The organism is Streptomyces sp. NBC_00557 (genome assembly GCF_036345995.1).
Taxonomy (GTDB): Bacteria; Actinomycetota; Actinomycetes; order Streptomycetales; family Streptomycetaceae; genus Streptomyces.
Window position 1 is genome coordinate 277207 of record NZ_CP107796.1, and the last position, 18784, is coordinate 295990.

Consider the following 18784-nt stretch of genomic DNA (forward strand, 5'->3'; position numbering starts at 1 on the left):
GGCATCGCAGATCAAATCGCCCAAGCAGCTGGACCAGTTCCCCCGGCCCCTGCGGCGGTGCTCAGGCCGTGAGGCCCTCGATCGCCACGGGAAGGTGCCGGGGGCCGCGCAGCACGGCGTTGGCGCGGTACGGCGGCGGGTCCTCGAGCAGCCCGGAGAACCTGACCCGGCGGAAGAGCTCGGGCACGGCCGCATGGAGTTCTATCCGGGCGAGGGGGGCGCCGAAGCAGTAGTGGATGCCGGTGTAGAAGCCCAGGTGTTCGTTGTCCCTGCGGTCGGGGTCGAACCGGTCGGGGTCCTTGAAGCGTCTGGGGTCGCGGTTGGCCGCGGCCAGCATGAGCCAGACCGGGGAGCCCTCGGGGATGGTGGTGCCGGCGACGTCGATGTCGGCCAGGGCGGTGGTGAATGGGATGAACTGGACCGGGGGCTCGTAGCGCAGCACTTCCTCGATGAGGGGGACGGCCAGGTCCGGGTCCTTCTGGAAGCGGTCGAGGACGTCGGGGTGGCGCAGCAGGGTGAGGGTCGTGTTGGTGATGGCGTTGACGGTGGTCTCGTGGCCGGCGACCAGCAGCAGCACCGCGGTGGCCTCCAGGTCCGCCGGTGTCATGGCGGGGGCGAGCGCGCTGAGCATCCCGGGGCCGGGGGTGGCGGCGTTTTGTCTCGATCAGATCGGTCAGGTGGGCGCCCATGTCCTGGCGCGCCCGCTGTGCCTTTTCCCGGCCGTCGTCGCCGGCCTGGGGATCGAGGGACGACGCCAGGGCGTCGGCCCAGACGTGGAAGCGCGGTTCGTCCTCGCGCGGCACGCCGAGGACCTTGCAGATGGCGGTGACGGGAAGGGGGTAGGAGAAGTCCTCGACGATGTCGACCTGTTCCTTGCCTTCGAAGGCGTCGAGCAGTTCAGTGACGACTTTGGCCAGCTCTCCGCGCAGGTCGTCGGGGAATCTGGGGCTGTGCGGGGGGCCGAACGGCCGGTTGATGGTGTCGCGCAGCCGGTCGTGCACGGGCGGGTCGGTGAAGATGAAGCTGGGCGGCAGACCGGTCTCCGGGTCCGGTTGTCCGACGCGGGCGTAGCCGGACGGGCGGTTGCTCGTGTCGTTGCTCAGCCGCGGGTCGTTGGCCAGGCTCCGCACCTCGTAGTAGGTGCTGACCAGGTAGGTGCCGTCGTCCTCCCGCCTGACCGGTTGCTTGCGCAGTTCCGCGTAGAGCGGGTACGGATCGGCCCGATTGGCGTAGTCGGTGATCTGCGCGATGAGGGTGCCGGGCGTCATGGTGTCTCCTGAGTGCTCCGGGCGGTGCAGGGCCGGTGATCAGGCATGCGCCGGAACGAACGCGACACGCCGCTCGCTCGGGGAGTGACCCGTAAGCGTGACTGTGGCCCCGTGGGTGGGCAGGTGGGGGTCGGGGAAGGCCGGGTCGACCGGATGCAGCGTCTCGGTCCGGCGGTCGACCGTGCGGTACTCCGGCGGGAACGGCGCGCCGGACGCGATCTGCTGCTCGTAGAACCCCAGCCACTTGGCTCCGTCGAAGGACGCCGCGGCGATGACGCGGCCCCGGTAGCCGTACACCGCGACGAACCGCGCCTCGGTGAGCGCTCCCTGTGCGACGACCAGTTGGTCGCCCAGGGTGGGAACACCGACCGACTTGATGTTGACACCGAACTGGGTGGACCAGAACATCGGCAGCCACAGGTGCGGCCGGCGATCCGGACCCGCACAGATCATGTTGTGGGCGGCGATCTCGGCCTGTTCGACCGCGTTGCCCCAGTGCTCCAGCGCCAGGAACTGGTAGTCGAACAGCGGGTGGGGGCTGCGGGCGACGTCACCTGCGGCGTAGATGTCGTCGGTGACGATGCCGTTGACGTCGAACACCCGGCACCCGGCGTCGCAGGCGATCCCCCGGGGACCCGCGGCCACCCCCGAGCCGACGAGCCATTCCGTGTTCCGCATGGCGCCGAGCGAGACAACGGCCACATCCACGTCGATCGCGGAACCGTCGGACAGGTGGGCGCGCTTGAGCCGTCCCACGTCATCGCCCTCGAGGGCGGTCACGCTGACCCCGCACCGCAGGTCGACCCCGTGCTTTCGCTGCAGCCGGTCCGCGACTGCGCCGATCACTCCGCCGAGCGCGCCCACCAGCGGTGCCGGGCCGCGCTCGGCGACCGTGATCTCGAGGCCCAGCTCCCGGCAGGCGGAGGCGACCTCGGAGCCCGTGAAACCGGTCCCGATTGCCCGCCTCGTTGAGGTGGACGTGCTGTGGGACGGTGACGCGGCAACTCCCGGACAGGCGGGCACCGGATGCGCGGATCGCCTCGGCGCGTGGCGGGTCGGCTGCCAGCCAGGGCGTGTCGGGGCCCAGGGGGACGAGAGGGGGCTTGAGGCCGGCCAGCGTCAACGGCCCCCCGGACCCACGACAGACCGATCCAAACGAGACTGCCTGGACTAGCCGGCTGCGTGGCAGCGGATGCGGTCGATCATCGCGTCGAGCACCGCCTCCAGGGCGACGGTGTCGCGGTGGGCCTGGGTCATCAGCAGGCCGCCCTGGAGCGCGGTCAGCAGCGCGAGGGCGAGCCGTCCGGCGTCGGCGTCCCGGTGCAGCTCGCCGCGTTCCTGCATGGTGCGCAGCCCGTCGCGGATGGCGTTCTCCCACTGGCCGTACGCCGCCACGAGCTGGGCGCGGGCCTGCGGATCGAGGTCGGAGAGTTCGGCGGCCAGCGAACCGAGGGGACAGCCGCCCTGACAGCCACGGGCATGCTGCACCTGGATGACCGCGTCACGCCAGGCCTCCAGGGCCTCGAAACTGTCCAGCCTGCTCAGCAGCGGCCGCTGGAAGCCGAGGACCTGCTCGGTCTGGTGCCGGATGACGGCCTGGACGAGGGACCGCTTGTCGCCGAAGTAGTGGTACAGCTGCGAAGGGCTGGTGACCTGGGCGGCCTTGAGGATGTCCTCCGTGCTGGTGCCCGCCACGCCGCGCTCGTACATCAGCTTGGCCGCCGCCGCCACGATGCGGTCGCGAGTGGCCCGCCCCTTGGCGGTCAGGCGGCGTTCCTGGGCGCTTTGGGACTCCTCGGTACTGCTGCTCATCACTCGGTCACGCTAACAGAACCGCGGCGTTTTTAGAGTTGACAATCTAATGCAGCGGAATAGAGTGGGCGCTCTAGAACTGGGAAGCCGGGGCACACTGCCGTGCTGCACCGGGCTCCTCCGGAAGGACGCGCCATGACCCTCACCCCCATCGCCGACCAGGTCGCCGCTCTCGCCGGCGGCTTGGCCGGACAGGTTCCGGCCGAGGCGCTGGAGGCCTTCAGCGCCGAGCAGGCCGAGCTGGACGCCGCCGGGCTCCCGGCAGGCATCGCTGTCGTCGGATCCCCCATGCCGGACGCGCCGCTGCTCGACGCTCAGGGGAACGCCACCACGCTGGAGCAGACCCGCCACGGCCGGCCCGCGGTCGTGGTCTTCTACCGCGGCGCCTGGTGCCCGTACTGCAACGTGGCGCTGCGCACCTACCAGCGGGAACTGGCGGCCGAACTGGACGAGCGGGGTGTGGCGATGATCGCCGTCAGCCCGCAGAAGCCGGACGGTTCGCTGACCATGGCGGAGACCAACGGCCTCTCGTACGCCGTGCTCTCCGACCCCGGCAACCGGATCGGCCGCGCGCTCGGCATCCTCACCCGGCCGAGCGACCAGGCCCAGCAGGCCCAGGCCTCCCTCGGTCTGGACCTCACCGAGGTGAACGCCGACGGCACCCGCGATGTCGTCATGCCGACCGTGGCGATCGTCGACGCCCAGGGCGTTCTGCGATGGATCGACGTCCACCCGAACTACACCACCCGCACCGAGCCCTCCCGGATTCTCGCGGCCCTCACGGAGACGATCCACTGAGCCCGCTCGCGGGCTCACGGGGCGTGCGCGCAGGACCCGTGGGCCGGACTTCTTCCCGATCGGAGCGGATGGTGTCCCTGAACGGCGACGTCACGCTGGTGACGGGCAGCGGGGCAGGGGTCCTGCTCACCCTCGGGGGCCCGCTCGCCGTCAGCCCCGGGCCGCGGAACCGGACGGGCCGTCGTCCCTGCCCCTCGCGCCGCGGGAGCACCGGTGGCCCTCGGGGACGCGAGCGCCCGGGTGGCCCTGGTGGCCCGCGGCCAAGCGAGCCGTCCGAGACCGCTCCGCCCGCTCGCCGGCCGACCGGCTCGCCGGCGAGGCCTCCGCGGAGAATCGGGACGTGTCCTGCCCCGGCCGACCCCCGCCGCGCGCGTCCCGCCAGACACCCCGCTCCCACCACCGACCATGGAACGGAACCGCACGTGACCCGGATACTGGCATTCGACGTCAACGAGACGCTGCTGGACCTCAAGCCCCTGGACGGGCCGTTCGAAGCCCTCTTCGGCACCGCGAAGCTGCGGCCGCAGTGGTTCGGCCAGATGCTGCAACTGTCTTTCGTCGGCGGCCTGACCGGCGCCTACGTGGACTTCACCACCGCCCAGCGAGCGGCCCTGCGCATGCTCGCGCAGCGCGAGGGCGTGTCACTGACCGAGGAACAGGTCGAGGAGACGGTCGGCCTGATGGCCTCCCTGCCCCCGCACCCCGAGGTGCCGGCGGCCCTGCGCAGACTCGCGGACACTCCCCTGCGCCTGGTGGCCCTGACCAACTCCGTGGAGGAGGTGGCGGAACGGCAATTGCGCCATGCCGGCATCCGGGACCTGTTCGACCGGGTGATGTCGGCGCACGCCGTGCGCCGGCTCAAGCCCGCGCCCGAGCCGTACCACGCGGTCGCCGCGGCCTTCGGTGTGCCTCCGGCAGAGGTGCGCCTCGTCGCCGCCCACTCCTGGGACGTCACAGGCGCTCTTCAGGCCGGCTGCAAGGCGGCCTTCGTGCGCCGCCCGGGCGCGGTGCTCAGCCCGATCGGTCCGCAGCCCGACATCGTCGCCGGCAACATCGGCGACATCGCCGACCTCGTCATCGAACGCGACTGCCGCTGAACGAGGCCGCACCCGATGCGGTGCCGCGCCGCTTCCACCCGCCCCGGATGTGCCCCGAACCGCTCAGCCTGCTGCCTGGCGGAGTGGTGAACCGGCAGGTCCGGCAGGGGCTCCCCCCGAGGGTGAGCGCTTCCGGAAAATCCCGGACCGTGTCCCGGACCGGCCGGCCCGCCGCATGAGCCACTGGTCCAGGAAGGTCACCGACGCGATCGGCCCCTGGCCCCCGTCGCCACCGGCTGAGCAGCAGCGCTTCGAGCGTCCCGCCGCCCGCGGAGGTCAGACGGTCGTCGAACCGGGCCGCTCTCCGCACCCCCGGGAGGACCGGCCCGTGGCAGTCTCCTCGTCGTAGGCCCGTCAAGAGACGGCAGAAGACGATAGAAAGGGTGTATGGGTGCAGTTTCGGGTCAATCCGGGCGTGACGCGCCTGGTGCGTCCGGGCGCGCTTCCGGGCCGGATCGGCGCCGGCGGGGTGCGGGGTGGCGGTCGCTGCTGAGCGTGCGCAGCCTCGCCGGCCAGGTGTTCCTCCTGCAGCTGGCGGTCGTCGTACTGCTCATCGCCGCCGCCCTGTCGGTCCTGGTGGTGCAGGCTCAGCGGGACATCATGGCGGGCGCCCGGACCCGGACTCTCGCCACCGCGCAGACCTTCGCCCACTCGCCGGGGATCGTGGCCGCACTGCACAGCGCGCATCCGAGCGAGGTGCTGCAGCCGCATGCCCAGGCGGCGCGGAAGGCCGCGGGCGTCGACGCCATCATCGTCTACGGACTCAACGGGATCACCCTCACCCACAGCGACCCCCACCAGGTCGGGAAACGGGTCATCGGGCCTTACGCACAGGCGGCGAGCGGCAAGCCGTTCACGAGCACCTTCCAGGGCACCCTGGGGTTGTCCGTGGTCTCGGCGGTCCCCGTCAAGGATCCCGACGGCTCGGTCATCGGCATCGTCTCCGTCCCCGTCACGGTCGAGAAGGTGCAGCACAGGGTGAACCGGCAGCTGCCCGTCCTCTTCGGCGGCGCCGCCGCGGCCCTGGCCGTCGCGGCGGGCGGGTCGGCCCTGGTGAGCCGCCGGCTGCGGCGGCAGACCCATGGCCTCGGGCCGGTGGAGATGACCCGGATGTACGAGCACCACGACGCGGTTCTGCACGCCGTGCGGGAAGGGGTGCTGATCGTCGGCGGTGACGGCCGGCTGCTGCTGGCCAACGACGAGGCACGGCGGCTGCTGGGCCTTCCGGCGCAGGTGGAGGGGCGGCACGTCACCGATCTGGGGCTGGAGGAGAGCCTCGCCGCGATGCTGGTCTCCGACCGTCCCGCCAGCGACCAGGTGTACCGGGCGGGCGACCGGCTGCTCGCGCTCAACAAGCGGCTCACCGCACCTCACGGAGCGGGCGGCAGCGTGGTGACGCTCCGGGACACCACCGAGCTGCAGGCGCTCACCGGCCGCGCCGAGGTGGCGCGCGAACGGCTGAGGTCCCTCTACGAAGCCGGGCTGCGGATCGGCACCACGCTCGACGTGAAGCGGACGGCCGAGGAGTTGGGCGAGGTGGCGGTCCCCCGGTTCGCCGACGCCGTCACCGTCGAGCTGCTGGATCCGGTGCTGCGCGGCGAGGAGGCCTCCACGGCCCCGGTCCAGATCACCGAGCTGCGCCGTATCGCCGCCTGCGGCCTGGACGGGAGCCGGCCCCTGTACTCGGTCGGCGAGCTGATCCGGTTCGTCCCGCAACACCCTGTGACCACGGCGATGACCGAAGGGCGGCCGGTACTGGCCGGTGACCTGGGCGCCTGCGAGGGCTGGCTCGCCCAGCACCCCGAACGCGCCCGGCGGATCCTCGACCAGGGCATCCACTCGCTGCTCGTGGTTCCTCTGCGGGCCCGTGGCGTGGTGCTGGGCGTGGTGGACTTCTGGCGCGCGGGCGGCTCCGCGCCGTTCGAGGGCGACGACGTGTCCTTCGCCGAGGAGCTGGCCGCGCGGGCGGCGCTGTGCATCGACAACGCCCGCCGGTACACCCGTGAACACGCCATGGCCGCCACCCTGCAGCACAGCCTGCTGCCACGCGCGCTCCCCGAGCAGTCGGCCCTCGACGTGGCCTACCGCTATCTGCCGGCCCGGTCCGGAGTGGGCGGGGACTGGTTCGACGTCATCCCGCTGTCCGGCACCCGGGTGGCGCTGGTCGTCGGCGATGTCGTCGGCCACGGTCTGCATGCCGCGGCGACCATGGGCCGGCTGCGTACCGCCGTGCACAACTTCGCCAGCCTGGACCTGCCGGTGGAGGAGCTGCTGTTCCGGCTGGACGAGCTGGTGGCCCAGATCGACACCGAGGAGATCGCCCCCATCGAGGACGCACACGGCACGATCACCGGGGCGACCTGCCAGTACGCCGTCTACGACCCCACCTCCGGGCAGCTGGCCCTCGCCACCGCCGGCCATCCGGGACCGGCGATCGTCCGGCCCGACGGAACCGTCGACTTCCCCCAGCTGCCCGTCTCCCCGCCACTGGGACTCGGCGCCGGCCTGCCGGTCGAGACCACCGAACTCAGCGTGCCCGAGGGTTCCCGGCTGGTGCTTTTCACCGACGGGCTGATCGAGGACCGCAGCCACGACCTGGACGCCGGTCTGCAGGCCCTGCGCGAGGCCCTGTCAGGGCCCGAGCGCACCCCGGAGGCCACCTGCGCGGCGGTGACGGAGGCCTTGCTGTCCGACCGCCCCAGGGATGACATCGCGTTGCTGGTGGCCCGAACCTGCCGCCTCGGGCCGGAGCAGATGGCCGAGTGGGACGTGCCCCGCGACCCGGCGGCGGTGGCCCCGGTGCGCAGCGCCTGCGCCCGCCGCCTGACCGAGTGGGGCCTGGAGCACGTCGTCTTCACCGCTGAACTGATCCTCAGCGAGCTGATCACCAACGCGATCCGCTACGGCGCCGAGCCCATCACCGTCCGGCTGCTGCGCGCGGCGTCAGCCGACGGCCCGGCCGCGGGCACCCTGATCTTCGAGGTCTGCGACGGCAGCAGCACCTCGCCCCGGCTGCGCCGGGCCAAGGCCACCGACGAAGGCGGCCGCGGCCTCTTCCTGGTCGCCCAGTTCGCCCAGCGCTGGGGCACCCGCTACACCCCCACCGGCAAGGTCATCTGGGCCGAACAGTCCCTCCACGACGTCGGCACGCCGGAAGCGGAGGGACTCGGGGACGCCCTGCTCGACCAGTGGGACGACACGGCGCTGTGAGACGGGCACGGCCGCACGGAGAGACGAGGCCGAGACACGAGAGAGACGGCCGGGGTGTGTTCCGCCGGGCGAACACGCTGATCGCAGGCCCCCGGGCTCGCATCCGCCGGTGAGGCCGCCGGGTAGTCTGGCGTCGATGACCACTTGGTCGACGCAGGAGACCCACGGACGCCAGGAGGCACGGCGCAAGGCCCGCCGCTTCGGGCCGGTGGCGTCCCCCTCCCCGGGAGCAGTCGTGACCACATCCCGTGCCCGAGCAGGGGTCGCGCTCGCCTGCTTCGCTCTCGCGGCACTGGGCCTGAGCGCCTGCGAGCACGCACCGCCCGCCGAGCCCCAGAAGCCGTCGGCGGCCACCTCCGCCGCGAACGCGGGCGGCATGCGCGCTCTGACCGCCGCGGCGAGACACGAGGGCAGGCTCACCGCGATCGCGCTGCCGCGCGACTGGGCGAACTACGGCGGCCTGATCCAGGGCTTCGAGAAGAAGTACGGGATCAAGGTCACCGTCGAGGATCCGCAGGGCCACAGCGAGGACGAGATCGACGCCCTGAGGAAGAGCGGGAAAAAGCCGACAGCCCCCGACGTCGTCGACGTGGGCGACACGTTCGCGCGGAGCGCGGCGCAGCAGAACCTGCTCGCGCCGTACAAAGTCGCCGAGTACGACTCGATCCCCGAGAACCAGAAGGACGCAGAGGCCCGCTGGTCCAACAACTACGGCGGCTACATCTCCATCGGGTGCGACGCCAACCGGGTGAAGACCTGCCCGCAGACGTTCGCCGACCTGCTGAAGCCCGCCTACAAGGGCAAGGTCGCGCTCGAAGGCGACCCGCCCAGGTCGGCCACCGCCTTCGCCAGCGTCTACGCCGCCGCACTGGCCAACCACGGGTCGTTCGACAACATCCAGCCCGGCCTCGACTTCTTCGCCGAGCTGAAGAAGACGGGCAACTTCAACCCCCTCAACTCCAACACGACGACCGTCGAGGACGGCCGTACCCCCATCAGCATCAACTGGGACTACATCAACCTCCACTACGCCGACCAGCTCGGCCGCAGGGGCGTCGACTGGCAGGTCGCGATCCCCTTCGACGGAAGCTTCGCCCAGTACTACGCCCTGGCCGTCAACAAGAAAGCCCCGCATCCGGCGGCTGCCCGTCTCTGGCTGGAGTACCTCTTCAGCCCGGAGGGCCAGAACCTCCGGCTGCACGGCTACGCCCGTCCTGTGCTCATGGACGCCATGAGGCAGAACGGCACCCTCGACACGGCCGCCGCCGCACGACTGCCGATCGTCGAGGGAACACCGCAGTTCCCGACGGACGCGCAACTGGAGAAGGCGAGGAAGACGGTCGACCAGGGCTGGGCGACGACCATGTCCGAGCGGTAGGGCAAAGAAATACGGCGGCGCGATGCCGGTGCTCGGCTTCGAGTTGCTGGTGTCGCCCTGGGGCGGCGGCACCGGGGCGGTGGTGCCGGTGTGCGGCTCGGGCACAAGCAGGCAACTCCGCCCGGTCCCGCGACGGCAGGGCCGACGCGGGACCTCCGCTGATCGCTGCCGGTCAGTGCCGGATCGCTCGCTGGAGGGCGTCGTACGCGATGCGTGTGGCGGCGAAGCGGGTTCCTGCCACGAAGCGCAGCATGGGGCCGAAGGTGGGGGCGGCGAGGGAGCCGGTGAAGTAGAGGCCGGGTACCGAGGACTCGAACCGGCTGCTCAGCCGAGGCGCCTTCGAACCGGGCACGCACTCGACGTCGCGGAGCACCTCCGGGAGCAGGAAGGGGAGCGTGCCCAGGTCGAGGCGGTAGCCGGTGGCGGCCAGCACATGATCGACGGTCAGCGTCTCCGGCGGACCGGCCGGCCCGGCCAGCTCCAGGCGGGCCTCCGTCCCGGCTGCCTCGGCGCGGACCACGCGGCATGCGGTGCGCACCGGCACCACGCCCTCGACCCGGTCGCGCAGCCACCAGCCGCCCGACGGTCCGAGCGCCCGCCGGAACAGCAGCATGCGCGCCGCGGGCGGCAGGCGCCGCACGGCCCCGGGCGCCCGGCACACCGCCGCCAGCGTCCAGCCGGGCCCCAGCGGAGAAGCCGGCCGGGCGAGCCGTCGTGGCAGGGGCCTGTCCGGCTGCGGGACCGATCCCCACCGGACCTTCCGCTCCCGCACCAGCACCAGCACCTCAGCCCCGGCTTCATGCATGAGCGCGGCGCTCTCGAGGGCGGACTGGCCGCCGCCGATGACCGCGACCCGTTGTCCGGCGAAGCAGGAGAGATCGCTGTGGTGGCTGGTGTGCGACACCAGGGCCGCAGGGCCGGTCCCTTCGGGGGCCAGGGGCAGTAGTGCGGCCGGCACGTGGGCGAGCCCGTTCAGGCCGGTGGCCACCACCACGGCGGCCGCCGCGATGTGCCGGCCGTCGTCCAGCCGGACGTTCAGGGCACCGCGGTCCTCCGTGTGGTCGACACCCACGACGCGGACCGGATCGACGTCACCGACGTACTGTTTCTGAAACCACTGGCCGTAGCGTACGAACACCTCGCACGGGATCGGCGTCAGTTCGGTCAGCCTCGGTTCGCCGTGCAGGCGCCGGAAGTCCGCCAGCCGGCCGCCGGGCTCCGGGACCGACAGATCCACGGCGTCCGGCGTGGACTTCAGGAACATCCCGGTGGCCATCGCATGGCGCCAGCTGCCCATCACCTCGCCGAAGACCCGCACGGGGACCCCCGCGGCCCGTAGATGTGCCGCCACCGACAGCCCGTACGGGCCGGCGCCCACCACGACCCACGGAAGCCCGCGGTGGCCGTCGGCCACCCGCCTGCGGGCAGGGCGTTGCCCGGAAAGCGACTGCGTCATGCATCCCCCACCGATCGACCGCCGCCCCTCCCCAGGGCGGCGCGCCATCTCGGGACGCCCTGCCGAGCCGTCGCCGGCGCAGGACTTCCCCCCTCCGCGCCTCAGTCTGCCCGGACTCGCGGCGCACATCCGCGGAATGAACACACCTTGACCAAAATCTGGTCGAAGCGCCACAACCGTCCCGGTGCGCCGGATCAAGACCCGCGAGGGACTGGCCGACCGTAACGAACCGACTCAAACCCGGCACATCGGGACGGTGAGGGTACGGCCGCTCAGGAGGGCCGGGGTCCCGCGGCGCGGCGGAGCCGGTTGGCGATCGCCAGGCCCAGTCCCTCCTCCACCGGCAGGGACGCGATGATGAGGTCGCACCCGCGCTCGTCCAGCTCGCGCAGGAACCCGTACAGCCTCCGCGCGTAGGCGGCGGTCGAACCGGGGACCGCCACGACGGCGTGTGCCCGCACCGGAGCGTCGGCGAGGGAGGGGGGAAGGAAGACGCCGACCTTGTGCCCCAGCTCCTGTGCGAGCTCCGCTTCGATGACGACCTTCTCCGGCTCGACGAGGACGACCCGCGCCCGCGGCGCGTAGTGCGAGGGGTGCTGGCCCGGCACCCGGACCCGGCTCGTCGAGGGCACCGCGACCGGGCGGCCCAGCACCGCTTCGAGGTCCTCGCGCGTCACGCCGCCCGGCCGGAGGATGCTCGGGGTGTCGCCCGTGGCGTCGACGATGGTCGACTCGACACCGACCTCGCAGGGGCCGCCGTCCAGTACGAAGTCGACGGCGTCGCCGAGCTCCGCCCGGACGTGGTCCGCCGTGGTGGGGCTGACCGAGCCGAAGCGGTTGGCGGACGGAGCCGTGACACCGCCGCCGAACGCCGACAGCAACTCGAGCGCGACCGGGTGGCCGGGGACGCGCACGGCCACCGTCTCCAGCCCGCCCGTGGCCTCGAGGGGCACCCGTCGACCGCGCCGCAGGACCAGCGTGAGGGGCCCCGGCCAAAAATGCTCGGCCAGTAGGCGCGCGGTCGCGGGCACGTCCGCGACCCAGTCGTCCAGGTGCTCGGCGCCGCCGATGTGGACGATCAGCGGGTGGGACGGCGGGCGTCCCTTGACCTGGAAGATGCGCGCGACGGCGGCGGGGTCCTCGGCGTTGGCGCCGAGGCCGTAGACGGTTTCGGTCGGGAGAGCCACGAGGCCCCCGGCGCGCAGGACCTCGGTCGCCTTCTCGATGTCACTGGTTCTTGCTGTCACTCTCCCAATCCTCTCACTGATCCGCTCCCCCTCTGCCGGCGGCAGCGGCGCCATCTTGACAATGGCCAGTCAAGGTTGGCCCGGCACGTCCGGACGGCCGGGATCGCCGGGCCCCGGCCGGTGCCGCTCACGGTGGCGCCGCGGGCGGCCGCCCGGCGGCGCCGGTGCCGGAGGACCAGCTCGGGAAAGGAGAGGCCGCTGTGACGGCTACGGCTTGATGCCGACACCCGTCCACAGGCTGACTTCGGCGTCCGTGGGCGGCTGGGCCCCGGCGGCGCCCTCGCTCGGCGGGTCGGGACGCCAGCGGTGGCCCAGCGTGATGCCGGGGTCGAGGAGTTCCAGGCCGTCGAAGAAGCGGGCGACGTCGGCGCGGGTGCGGAACTGCACCGGGGTTCCCGCGTCGACGTAGATGTCGGTGACCTTCTGCCAGGTGTCCGGATCGAAGTCGGGCGTGCAGTGGCTCAGCGCCAGGGCGCTGCCGGAGGGCAGGGCGTCGAGCAGACGGCTGACGATCCCGTACGGGTCCTGCCGGTCCGGGACGAAGTGCATCAGGGCGTTGAGGGACAGCGCCACCGGCTTGTTCAGGTCCAGCACCTCGGTGAGGACGGGCGCGTCCAGCAGGGCGGCGGGGTCGTTGACGTCGGCCTCGATGTACGCGGTGCGGCCCTGGACCGTGCTGCGCATCAGGCGCTCGGCGTACTTCAGCACGAGAGGGTCGTTGTCGGCGTAGACGACCCGGGCCTCGGGGACGACGGACTGGGCCACCTGGTGCAGGTTCGGCTCGGTCGGGATGCCGGTGCCGATGTCCAGCCACTGGCGGATGCCGTACTCCCGCGCGAGCACGCGAGTCGCCCGGTGCATGAAGGACCGGTTCTCACGGGCGCACACGAAGATCCCCGGATACACCGACGCGACAGCCTCGGCTGCCTGCTTGTCCACCTCGAAGTGGTCCTTGCCGCCGAGGTAGTAGTCGTACATGCGTGCGGAGTGGGGCCTGCTGGTGTCGATGTCCCGCGAGGCCGACGTGCTGCTCATGCTCTTCCCTTCCGATGGTTGCGTGGCGTTGAGGGCGAGGGGTCGGCCTCGTGGCGGCGGCTTCTCCCGATCGCGCCGGGGGTTCAGCCGGCCACCAGATGATCGGCTAGGCCCTTCTTGACTCCTTCGAGGAACGCGCTGATCTCCGCGGTGGTGTAGATCAGCGCGGGCCCCGAAGGATCCGTCGACTGCCGCAGCGCGACACGGCCGTCGGCGAGTTGCTTGGTCTCCACGCACTGGCCCCCGTTGGGCCCGCTCCACGGGCACTCCCAGCCGTGCTCACCGAGGTCGGAAGCGGGCATCCCGTTGTAGACCCTGCCATGGCTTGTGGTCATGAGTACTCCTTGCGCATGTGTTGCAAGAGCGCCCTGCTGTCTGCGGACGAGGTCAGCAGCGACATCCGGTTGTGCGCTTCCAGATGGGCGGCGACGTCGGAACGCTGGTCCAGGTACATCGAGGCGGTGAGGATCTCGCTGTAGACGACGTCGGGCAGCTCCGGCTCCTCGAACCGGAAGTAGGTGAAGGGGGCGCACGCGCCGACGTGGGCGCCCGCGGAGAAGGGAACGACGTCGATGCTGATGTGTTCCAGCTCCGAGGCCTCGAGGAGCCGGTCGATCTGCGCGCGCATCACCTCGGCACCGCCGACGACGCGGTGCAGGACGGCCTCCTCCATCACCACCCACAGCGTGGGAGCGTCCTTGCCCTCCAGCAGGTTCTGCCGGCGCAGCCGCAACTGGACGCGCCGCTCGAGGTCTTCCTCGCTGTCGTTCGGGAACCCGCCGCGCAGGACGGCGCGCGCGTAGTCGTACGTCTGCAGGAGCCCGGTGACGTAGTGCGGCTCATAGGTGCGCAGAGTCCTGGCGCTGCTCTCCAGGCTGACGTAGGCGGAGAACCAGCTGGGCAGCACGTCGCGGTAGGCGTGCCACCAGCCCGGTTCGTTGGCCCGCTCGGCGAGGGCGACGAACTCGTCGATCTCCTGGCGGTCGGCGCCGTACGCCTCCAGCAGCTTCTCCACGTACAGGGGCTTGAGAGCGACCTCCGCCTTTTCCAGGCGCCGGATCGTCAGCGGCTTCACCCGCAGGGCCCTGGCGGCGTCCTCCAGCGACACGTCGGCGCTCTGCCGCCTCTCCCGCAGCCGCCGGCCGAGGATCATCCGAAGCACTGTCGGCGCGCTGGTCCCCGCCCCCGAACGGCCCTCCATCACGCAGACCCCATTCCCTGACGGTCAGTCACCATGGCGCGCAGCATAACGCTTTGGCGGTGTTACCAACTGGATACCGCCTGGCTGAAATTATCAGGGAAGCAGTTGCAGCGTGAAGTCGACTGCGAGCATAGTTACATCGTGAGCGGACCAGCCGGACGCCCGGGCCCCCATCGCCAACAACCCGCGCCTCGAGGGAAGTTGAGACGCCCAGACGTTCGACGGCCCGCACATCGAATCGAACACGGCTGTCGGCAAGGCATCGCCGCCACTCCACATCCTCGCGTCCCGGCCCCGGATGGAAGGCAACCACCATGTCCCCCCACAGAGCGCTCCTCACCACACCGCCGACGAGCACCGGCACCGGGTCCCCGCGGGGAGCAGCCGTGACCTCCACGGGCCTGATGCACCGCTCCCACCCGTGGCTCGGTCACCTGGTGACGGACTCCGCGACAGGGCGGCGCGGAATCCTGCGCGCCATCGCCCCCGAGGGCACGGCGCCGACGCCGGTCGCCTGGCTGGCCCCGCGGCGAGGCGGCATCGAGTGGACCACGGCGCCGGAGAACCTCACCGACCCCATGCCCATCACGCCCGGCGGCCACCCGGAAGAGAGGTTCTGAGGCGACAGACCGGGACACCCGCTGCCCGAGGCGCACGGCGGCCTGCGCGAGGCTGCCCACGGGCCGTCGGCGTCGGACGCGGACGCAGCAGAACACGATGAACGCGCCGGCGGGTCCTCGGGGACTCCCCGGCCTCCTGTGCTGCGGGCGTCCTGAAGCGGATCGGCCGGGGCTGCTCGGCCTCGGCCGCCGCGACGTTGCTTCCCGCCGGAGACGATCACATCCGTGCCGCGGTCGCGCCGTCCGGCGGAGCCGGCCCGTCCTCACGGATCACGGCCGCCCGGCCGTCACGGTCGGCCCGTGCGTATGCGTGACCACCCGCTAGCCTCCGACCTGGCCCCCTGCATGCTGGAAGGCAAGGGTGCAAGCCCAGGACGTCGAGGACGGGAACGTGACGAAGACTCTGCGCGCTCACCAGCGCGAGGCGGTGGACGCGGTCCTCCGCGCGCTCGAGTTGCCTGCGGACCGCACCGTTCCCGAGCGCGGGCTGCGGACTCAGGTGGTCATGGCGACCGGCTCGGGGAAGACTCTCGTCGCCGTGCGCAGCGCCGAGGAGCTGCGGGCCGGCCGTGTGCTGGTGCTCGTGCCCTCGCTGGACCTGCTCGCGCAGACCGAGGCCGCGTGGCGCGACGGCGGCCGTACGGGGCCGATGATCGGGGTGTCCTCCCTGCGCGGGGAGGAGGCGGCGTTCCCCAACACCACGGACGCGGGCGAGCTGGTCGACTGGGTGCGGCCGTTCGACAAGGTGACCGTGTTCGCCACGTACGCCTCGCTCGGGCTGGGCACGCTGGAGCGCGCACACGCCGCCGGGCTTCCGGGCTGGGATCTGATCGTGGTCGACGAGGCGCACCGGACCTCCGGGCGGATCGGCAAGCCCTGGGCGGTCGTCCACGACAACACCCGTATCCCCGCCCTGCGGCGCCTGTACATGACGGCCACGCCCCGGCTGTGGCAGCTCGACGAGGACAGCGGGCCGGGCGTGCCGGGCGAGCTGGTGGCCTCGATGGAGGACGACCCTGCCGGGCCGTTCGGGGCGCGCTGCCACACCCTGACGCTCTCGGAGGCGATCGACCGGGGCATCTGCGCGCCGTACCAGGTCGTGTGCCTGGACATCACCGACACCCAGCTGCAGGCCGCCCAGCTCCTGGGCATCGAAGGCCGCTCGGACCGGGTGCGCGGGGCGCGGCTCGCCGCTCTGCAGGCCGCGCTGGTGAAGGCGTCGGCCGAGGAGGACTTCCGGCGCACGCTCGTCTTCCACCACCTGGTGAAGGAGGCCGAGGCGTTCGCGGCCGGCCTTCCCGGCGTCGCCGCACGGCTGCGTGCTCAGGACCCGGCGCTGTACCCCGAGACGGTCTGGGCCGACTGGCTGTGCGGCGATCACCCGCCGGTCCACCGCAAGCGCGTCCTCACCGAGTTCGCCCGAGGCGTCGCGACCGACGGCACCGCGGTGGACAAGAGCTTCCTGGGATCCGTGAAGGTGCTGGGCGAGGGCGTCGACACCCGCGACTGCGACTCGGTCTACTTCGCCGACGTACGCGGCTCCATGCCCGACCTCGTACAGGCCGTCGGCCGGGCCCTGCGGATGCGGCCCGGCGAAGGCAAGACCGCCTCCCTCGTCGTGCCCGTCCTGCTCGGGCCGGGAGAGACGCCGGACACCATGCTGACCAGCCGGGCGTACGGCGGCCTCGCCAAACTCCTGGAGGCGCTCCGGGCGCACGATGCCCGTGTCGTGGAACAGCTCGCCCAGCCGCAGGCCCAGAGCCGGGTCAGGGGCGTGCAGAGCCGCAGCGGGGGCGAGGAGGACGAGGGCGCCGGCAGCGGCGGAGGCGACCGGTTGTCGGCGCCGGCCCGGGAACTGCTGAAGTTCTCCACCCCGCGTGACCCCGCCCGGCTGGCCGCCTTCATCAACCTGCGGGTCCTCGATCCCGAGCACGCCCACTGGCGCCGCGGCGTCGAAGCCGCGTCCCTCTACGCCCGCGCGCACGGTGATCTGAGGGTCCCGTTCACCTACCGCGTGCCGGGCCGCGACGAGCCGGAGGCGGAGGCCGAGGGGTGGCCGGCCTCGCTCGCCGGGTTCCCGCTGGGGCAGTGGATCGCCGACGCCCGCAGGTTCCACGCCCGCGGGACGCTGGACGCCGGCCGTGTCGAGCAACTGGAACGGCTCGGCATGATCTGGAGCCACTTCGATGTGGCCTGGGAGGAGGGCCTGGCCGCCGCGCGGGGGTGGGCCGAGGAGAACGGGCACCTCCTGGCCCCGCTGGACGCCACGTACCAGGGCTACAAGGTCGGCATCTGGCTGAAGAACCAGCGGGCCGCCGCGCGCCGGGCCGCGGAGATCGAGCAGCAGGATGCCGAGGGCCTGCCGGTGGAGGCGCCGGGAGGGGTGCTGTCCCAGGAACGGCGCGAGCGGCTGGAGGACATCGACCCGTCGTGGTGCCCGGCCTGGCCGGTGGCATGGCAGCGCTGCTTCCATCTGGTCCGGCTGCACCTCGAGGCCGGCGGCACACTGCCCACGGCGCCGGGCGAGGCCGTACGCCAGGGCGAGGACCTCGGGCGCTGGGTGCGCGCCCAGCGGCTCGGCTGGGACCGGCTCACCACCGCGCAGCAGTGGCTGTGCGAGCACGTCCTCGGCATCGAGCCCGCGGCCCAGGACGAGAAACCCGAGCCGCGCCGCAGCCACGCCGACAAGTGGGCCCTCAACTACGCCGCGGCCCAGCAGTTCTACCGGCGCGAGGGCCACCTGCGGGTACCGCGCAAACACGTCGAACGGGTCGTCATCGAGGCCCGCCGGGACAGCGCCGGCGGCGAGGGCCGGGAGATCCGGGAACTCAAACTGGGCGCGTGGATCAGCAACCAGCGCAGCAGAGCAGCGACCCTCTCCCCCGAACGGATCAAAAAGCTCTCCGCCATCGGCATGCGCTGGACGTAGCGAGTCGTCCGCGATGGCGCGGCACCGTCAACACGCCGCTCCGGGCGGGACGTCACCGGCTGCCTGCGAGCCTGATGGCAGGGCCGTTCGTCGCCGGCGAAGACGGTCGTGGTCAACGGTCGTCTGCTGCCAGGGTGTGTTCATGACCACGACACCGGATGGACGGCCTGTCCCGCCCCCCTACGCCGACGAGCGCACCATGCTGGAAGCATGGCTGGACTTTCACCGCGCGACACTCGCCCTGAAGTGCTCCGGGCTCGATGACGACCAATTGCGGCGCGCCGCGGCATCCCCGTCATCGATGACGCTGCTCGGTCTCATGCAGCACATGGCGGAGGTGGAACGCACCTGGTTCCAGCGTGTCTTCGCAGGTCAGGACCTGCCGCCGGTCTTCGGGGAGGGCAACCCGACGGCTTCGCCCTGCATCCCGAACGAGGGATCGACGCGGTGACGGCCGTCTGGCGCGCGGAGATAGCCCGGGGGCGCGAGCTGATCGGGGACGCATCGCTGGAGGACTCCGGAGGCCTGTCCGAACAGCAAGCCGGGCACGTCGGCGGCCCGGGAGTCTCCCTGCGCTGGATCATGGTGCACATGATCGAGGAATACGCCCGTCACAACGGTCATGCGGACCTCGTTCGGGAGCGGATCGACGGAGTCACCGGCGCGTGAGAGCGGCCTGTGCCTTCGGCGGCCCGGGCGGTGGCGCGCTGGTCTGGGTGGTGGAACTCGGCTC

Annotated in this window: 12 protein-coding genes and 3 pseudogenes; 7 read left to right on the plus strand and 8 right to left on the minus strand. The window is 72.0% G+C overall.

Annotated elements, in window-relative coordinates; translation table 11 throughout:
- Positions 1–61 precede the first annotated feature (61 nt).
- From OG956_RS01325 to OG956_RS01335, 3 genes and pseudogenes are all read right to left on the minus strand, one after another.
- A pseudogene (locus tag OG956_RS01325) lies at positions 62–1268 on the minus strand (cytochrome P450).
- 39 nt (positions 1269–1307) lie between these two features.
- A pseudogene (locus OG956_RS01330) lies at positions 1308–2225 on the minus strand (FAD-dependent oxidoreductase); the annotation flags it as partial.
- Positions 2226–2438: 213 nt separating this feature from the next.
- On the minus strand, positions 2439–3080 hold the full coding sequence (locus OG956_RS01335) for a TetR/AcrR family transcriptional regulator (protein WP_330336047.1): 642 nt from the start codon (positions 3078–3080) through the stop codon (positions 2439–2441).
- Positions 3081–3215: 135 nt separating this feature from the next.
- On the opposite strand from OG956_RS01335, the gene OG956_RS01340 reads away from it, so the two are divergent.
- From OG956_RS01340 to OG956_RS01355, 4 genes are all read left to right on the plus strand, one after another.
- On the plus strand, positions 3216–3878 hold the full coding sequence (locus tag OG956_RS01340) for a peroxiredoxin-like family protein (protein ID WP_330336048.1): 663 nt from the start codon (positions 3216–3218) through the stop codon (positions 3876–3878).
- Between the two features lie 422 nt (positions 3879–4300).
- Positions 4301–4975, plus strand: coding sequence for a haloacid dehalogenase type II (locus OG956_RS01345; protein WP_330336049.1), 675 nt, complete (start codon positions 4301–4303; stop codon positions 4973–4975).
- A 387-nt stretch (positions 4976–5362) separates the two neighbouring features.
- Positions 5363–8185, plus strand: coding sequence for a SpoIIE family protein phosphatase (locus OG956_RS01350; protein WP_443065515.1), 2823 nt, complete (start codon positions 5363–5365; stop codon positions 8183–8185).
- Between the two features lie 235 nt (positions 8186–8420).
- Positions 8421–9563 carry an ABC transporter substrate-binding protein gene (locus OG956_RS01355; protein WP_330336051.1) on the plus strand — a complete coding sequence of 381 codons (1143 nt, stop codon included), beginning with the start codon at positions 8421–8423 and terminating at the stop codon, positions 9561–9563.
- Between the two features lie 172 nt (positions 9564–9735).
- Here OG956_RS01355 and OG956_RS01360 read toward each other — a convergent pair whose 3' ends face one another.
- The 5 genes from OG956_RS01360 to OG956_RS01380 all read right to left on the minus strand — a co-directional run bounded on the left by OG956_RS01360 (position 9736) and on the right by OG956_RS01380 (position 14505).
- Positions 9736–11019 carry an FAD-dependent oxidoreductase gene (locus OG956_RS01360; protein WP_330336052.1) on the minus strand — a complete coding sequence of 428 codons (1284 nt, stop codon included), beginning with the start codon at positions 11017–11019 and terminating at the stop codon, positions 9736–9738.
- A gap of 272 nt (positions 11020–11291) precedes the next feature.
- Complete coding sequence (locus OG956_RS01365; protein ID WP_330336053.1) at positions 11292–12266, minus strand: L-threonylcarbamoyladenylate synthase; 975 nt, start codon at positions 12264–12266, stop codon at positions 11292–11294.
- Between the two features lie 207 nt (positions 12267–12473).
- The gene (locus OG956_RS01370; protein WP_330336054.1) at positions 12474–13301 is read right to left on the minus strand and encodes an SAM-dependent methyltransferase; all 828 of its coding nucleotides are present in this window, start codon (positions 13299–13301) and stop codon (positions 12474–12476) included.
- 83 nt (positions 13302–13384) lie between these two features.
- Positions 13385–13636: a DUF397 domain-containing protein gene (locus OG956_RS01375; RefSeq protein ID WP_330336055.1), complete on the minus strand. Its 252-nt coding sequence runs from the start codon at positions 13634–13636 to the stop codon at positions 13385–13387.
- The gene (locus tag OG956_RS01380) at positions 13633–14505 is read right to left on the minus strand and encodes a helix-turn-helix domain-containing protein (RefSeq protein WP_330336056.1); all 873 of its coding nucleotides are present in this window, start codon (positions 14503–14505) and stop codon (positions 13633–13635) included. Before OG956_RS01380 ends, OG956_RS01375 begins: the two co-directional genes overlap by 4 nt.
- A 383-nt stretch (positions 14506–14888) precedes the next feature.
- Between OG956_RS01380 and OG956_RS01385 the strand changes: the two genes are divergently transcribed.
- The 3 genes and pseudogenes from OG956_RS01385 (at position 14889) to OG956_RS01395 (ending at position 18720) form a co-directional block, all read left to right on the plus strand.
- Positions 14889–15122, plus strand: coding sequence for a hypothetical protein (locus OG956_RS01385; protein ID WP_330336057.1), 234 nt, complete (start codon positions 14889–14891; stop codon positions 15120–15122).
- A 391-nt stretch (positions 15123–15513) separates the two neighbouring features.
- The gene (locus OG956_RS01390; RefSeq protein WP_330336058.1) at positions 15514–18051 is read left to right on the plus strand and encodes a DEAD/DEAH box helicase; all 2538 of its coding nucleotides are present in this window, start codon (positions 15514–15516) and stop codon (positions 18049–18051) included.
- 142 nt (positions 18052–18193) lie between these two features.
- Positions 18194–18720: pseudogene (locus OG956_RS01395) on the plus strand (DinB family protein).
- The last annotated feature ends 64 nt before the right edge of the window (positions 18721–18784 follow it).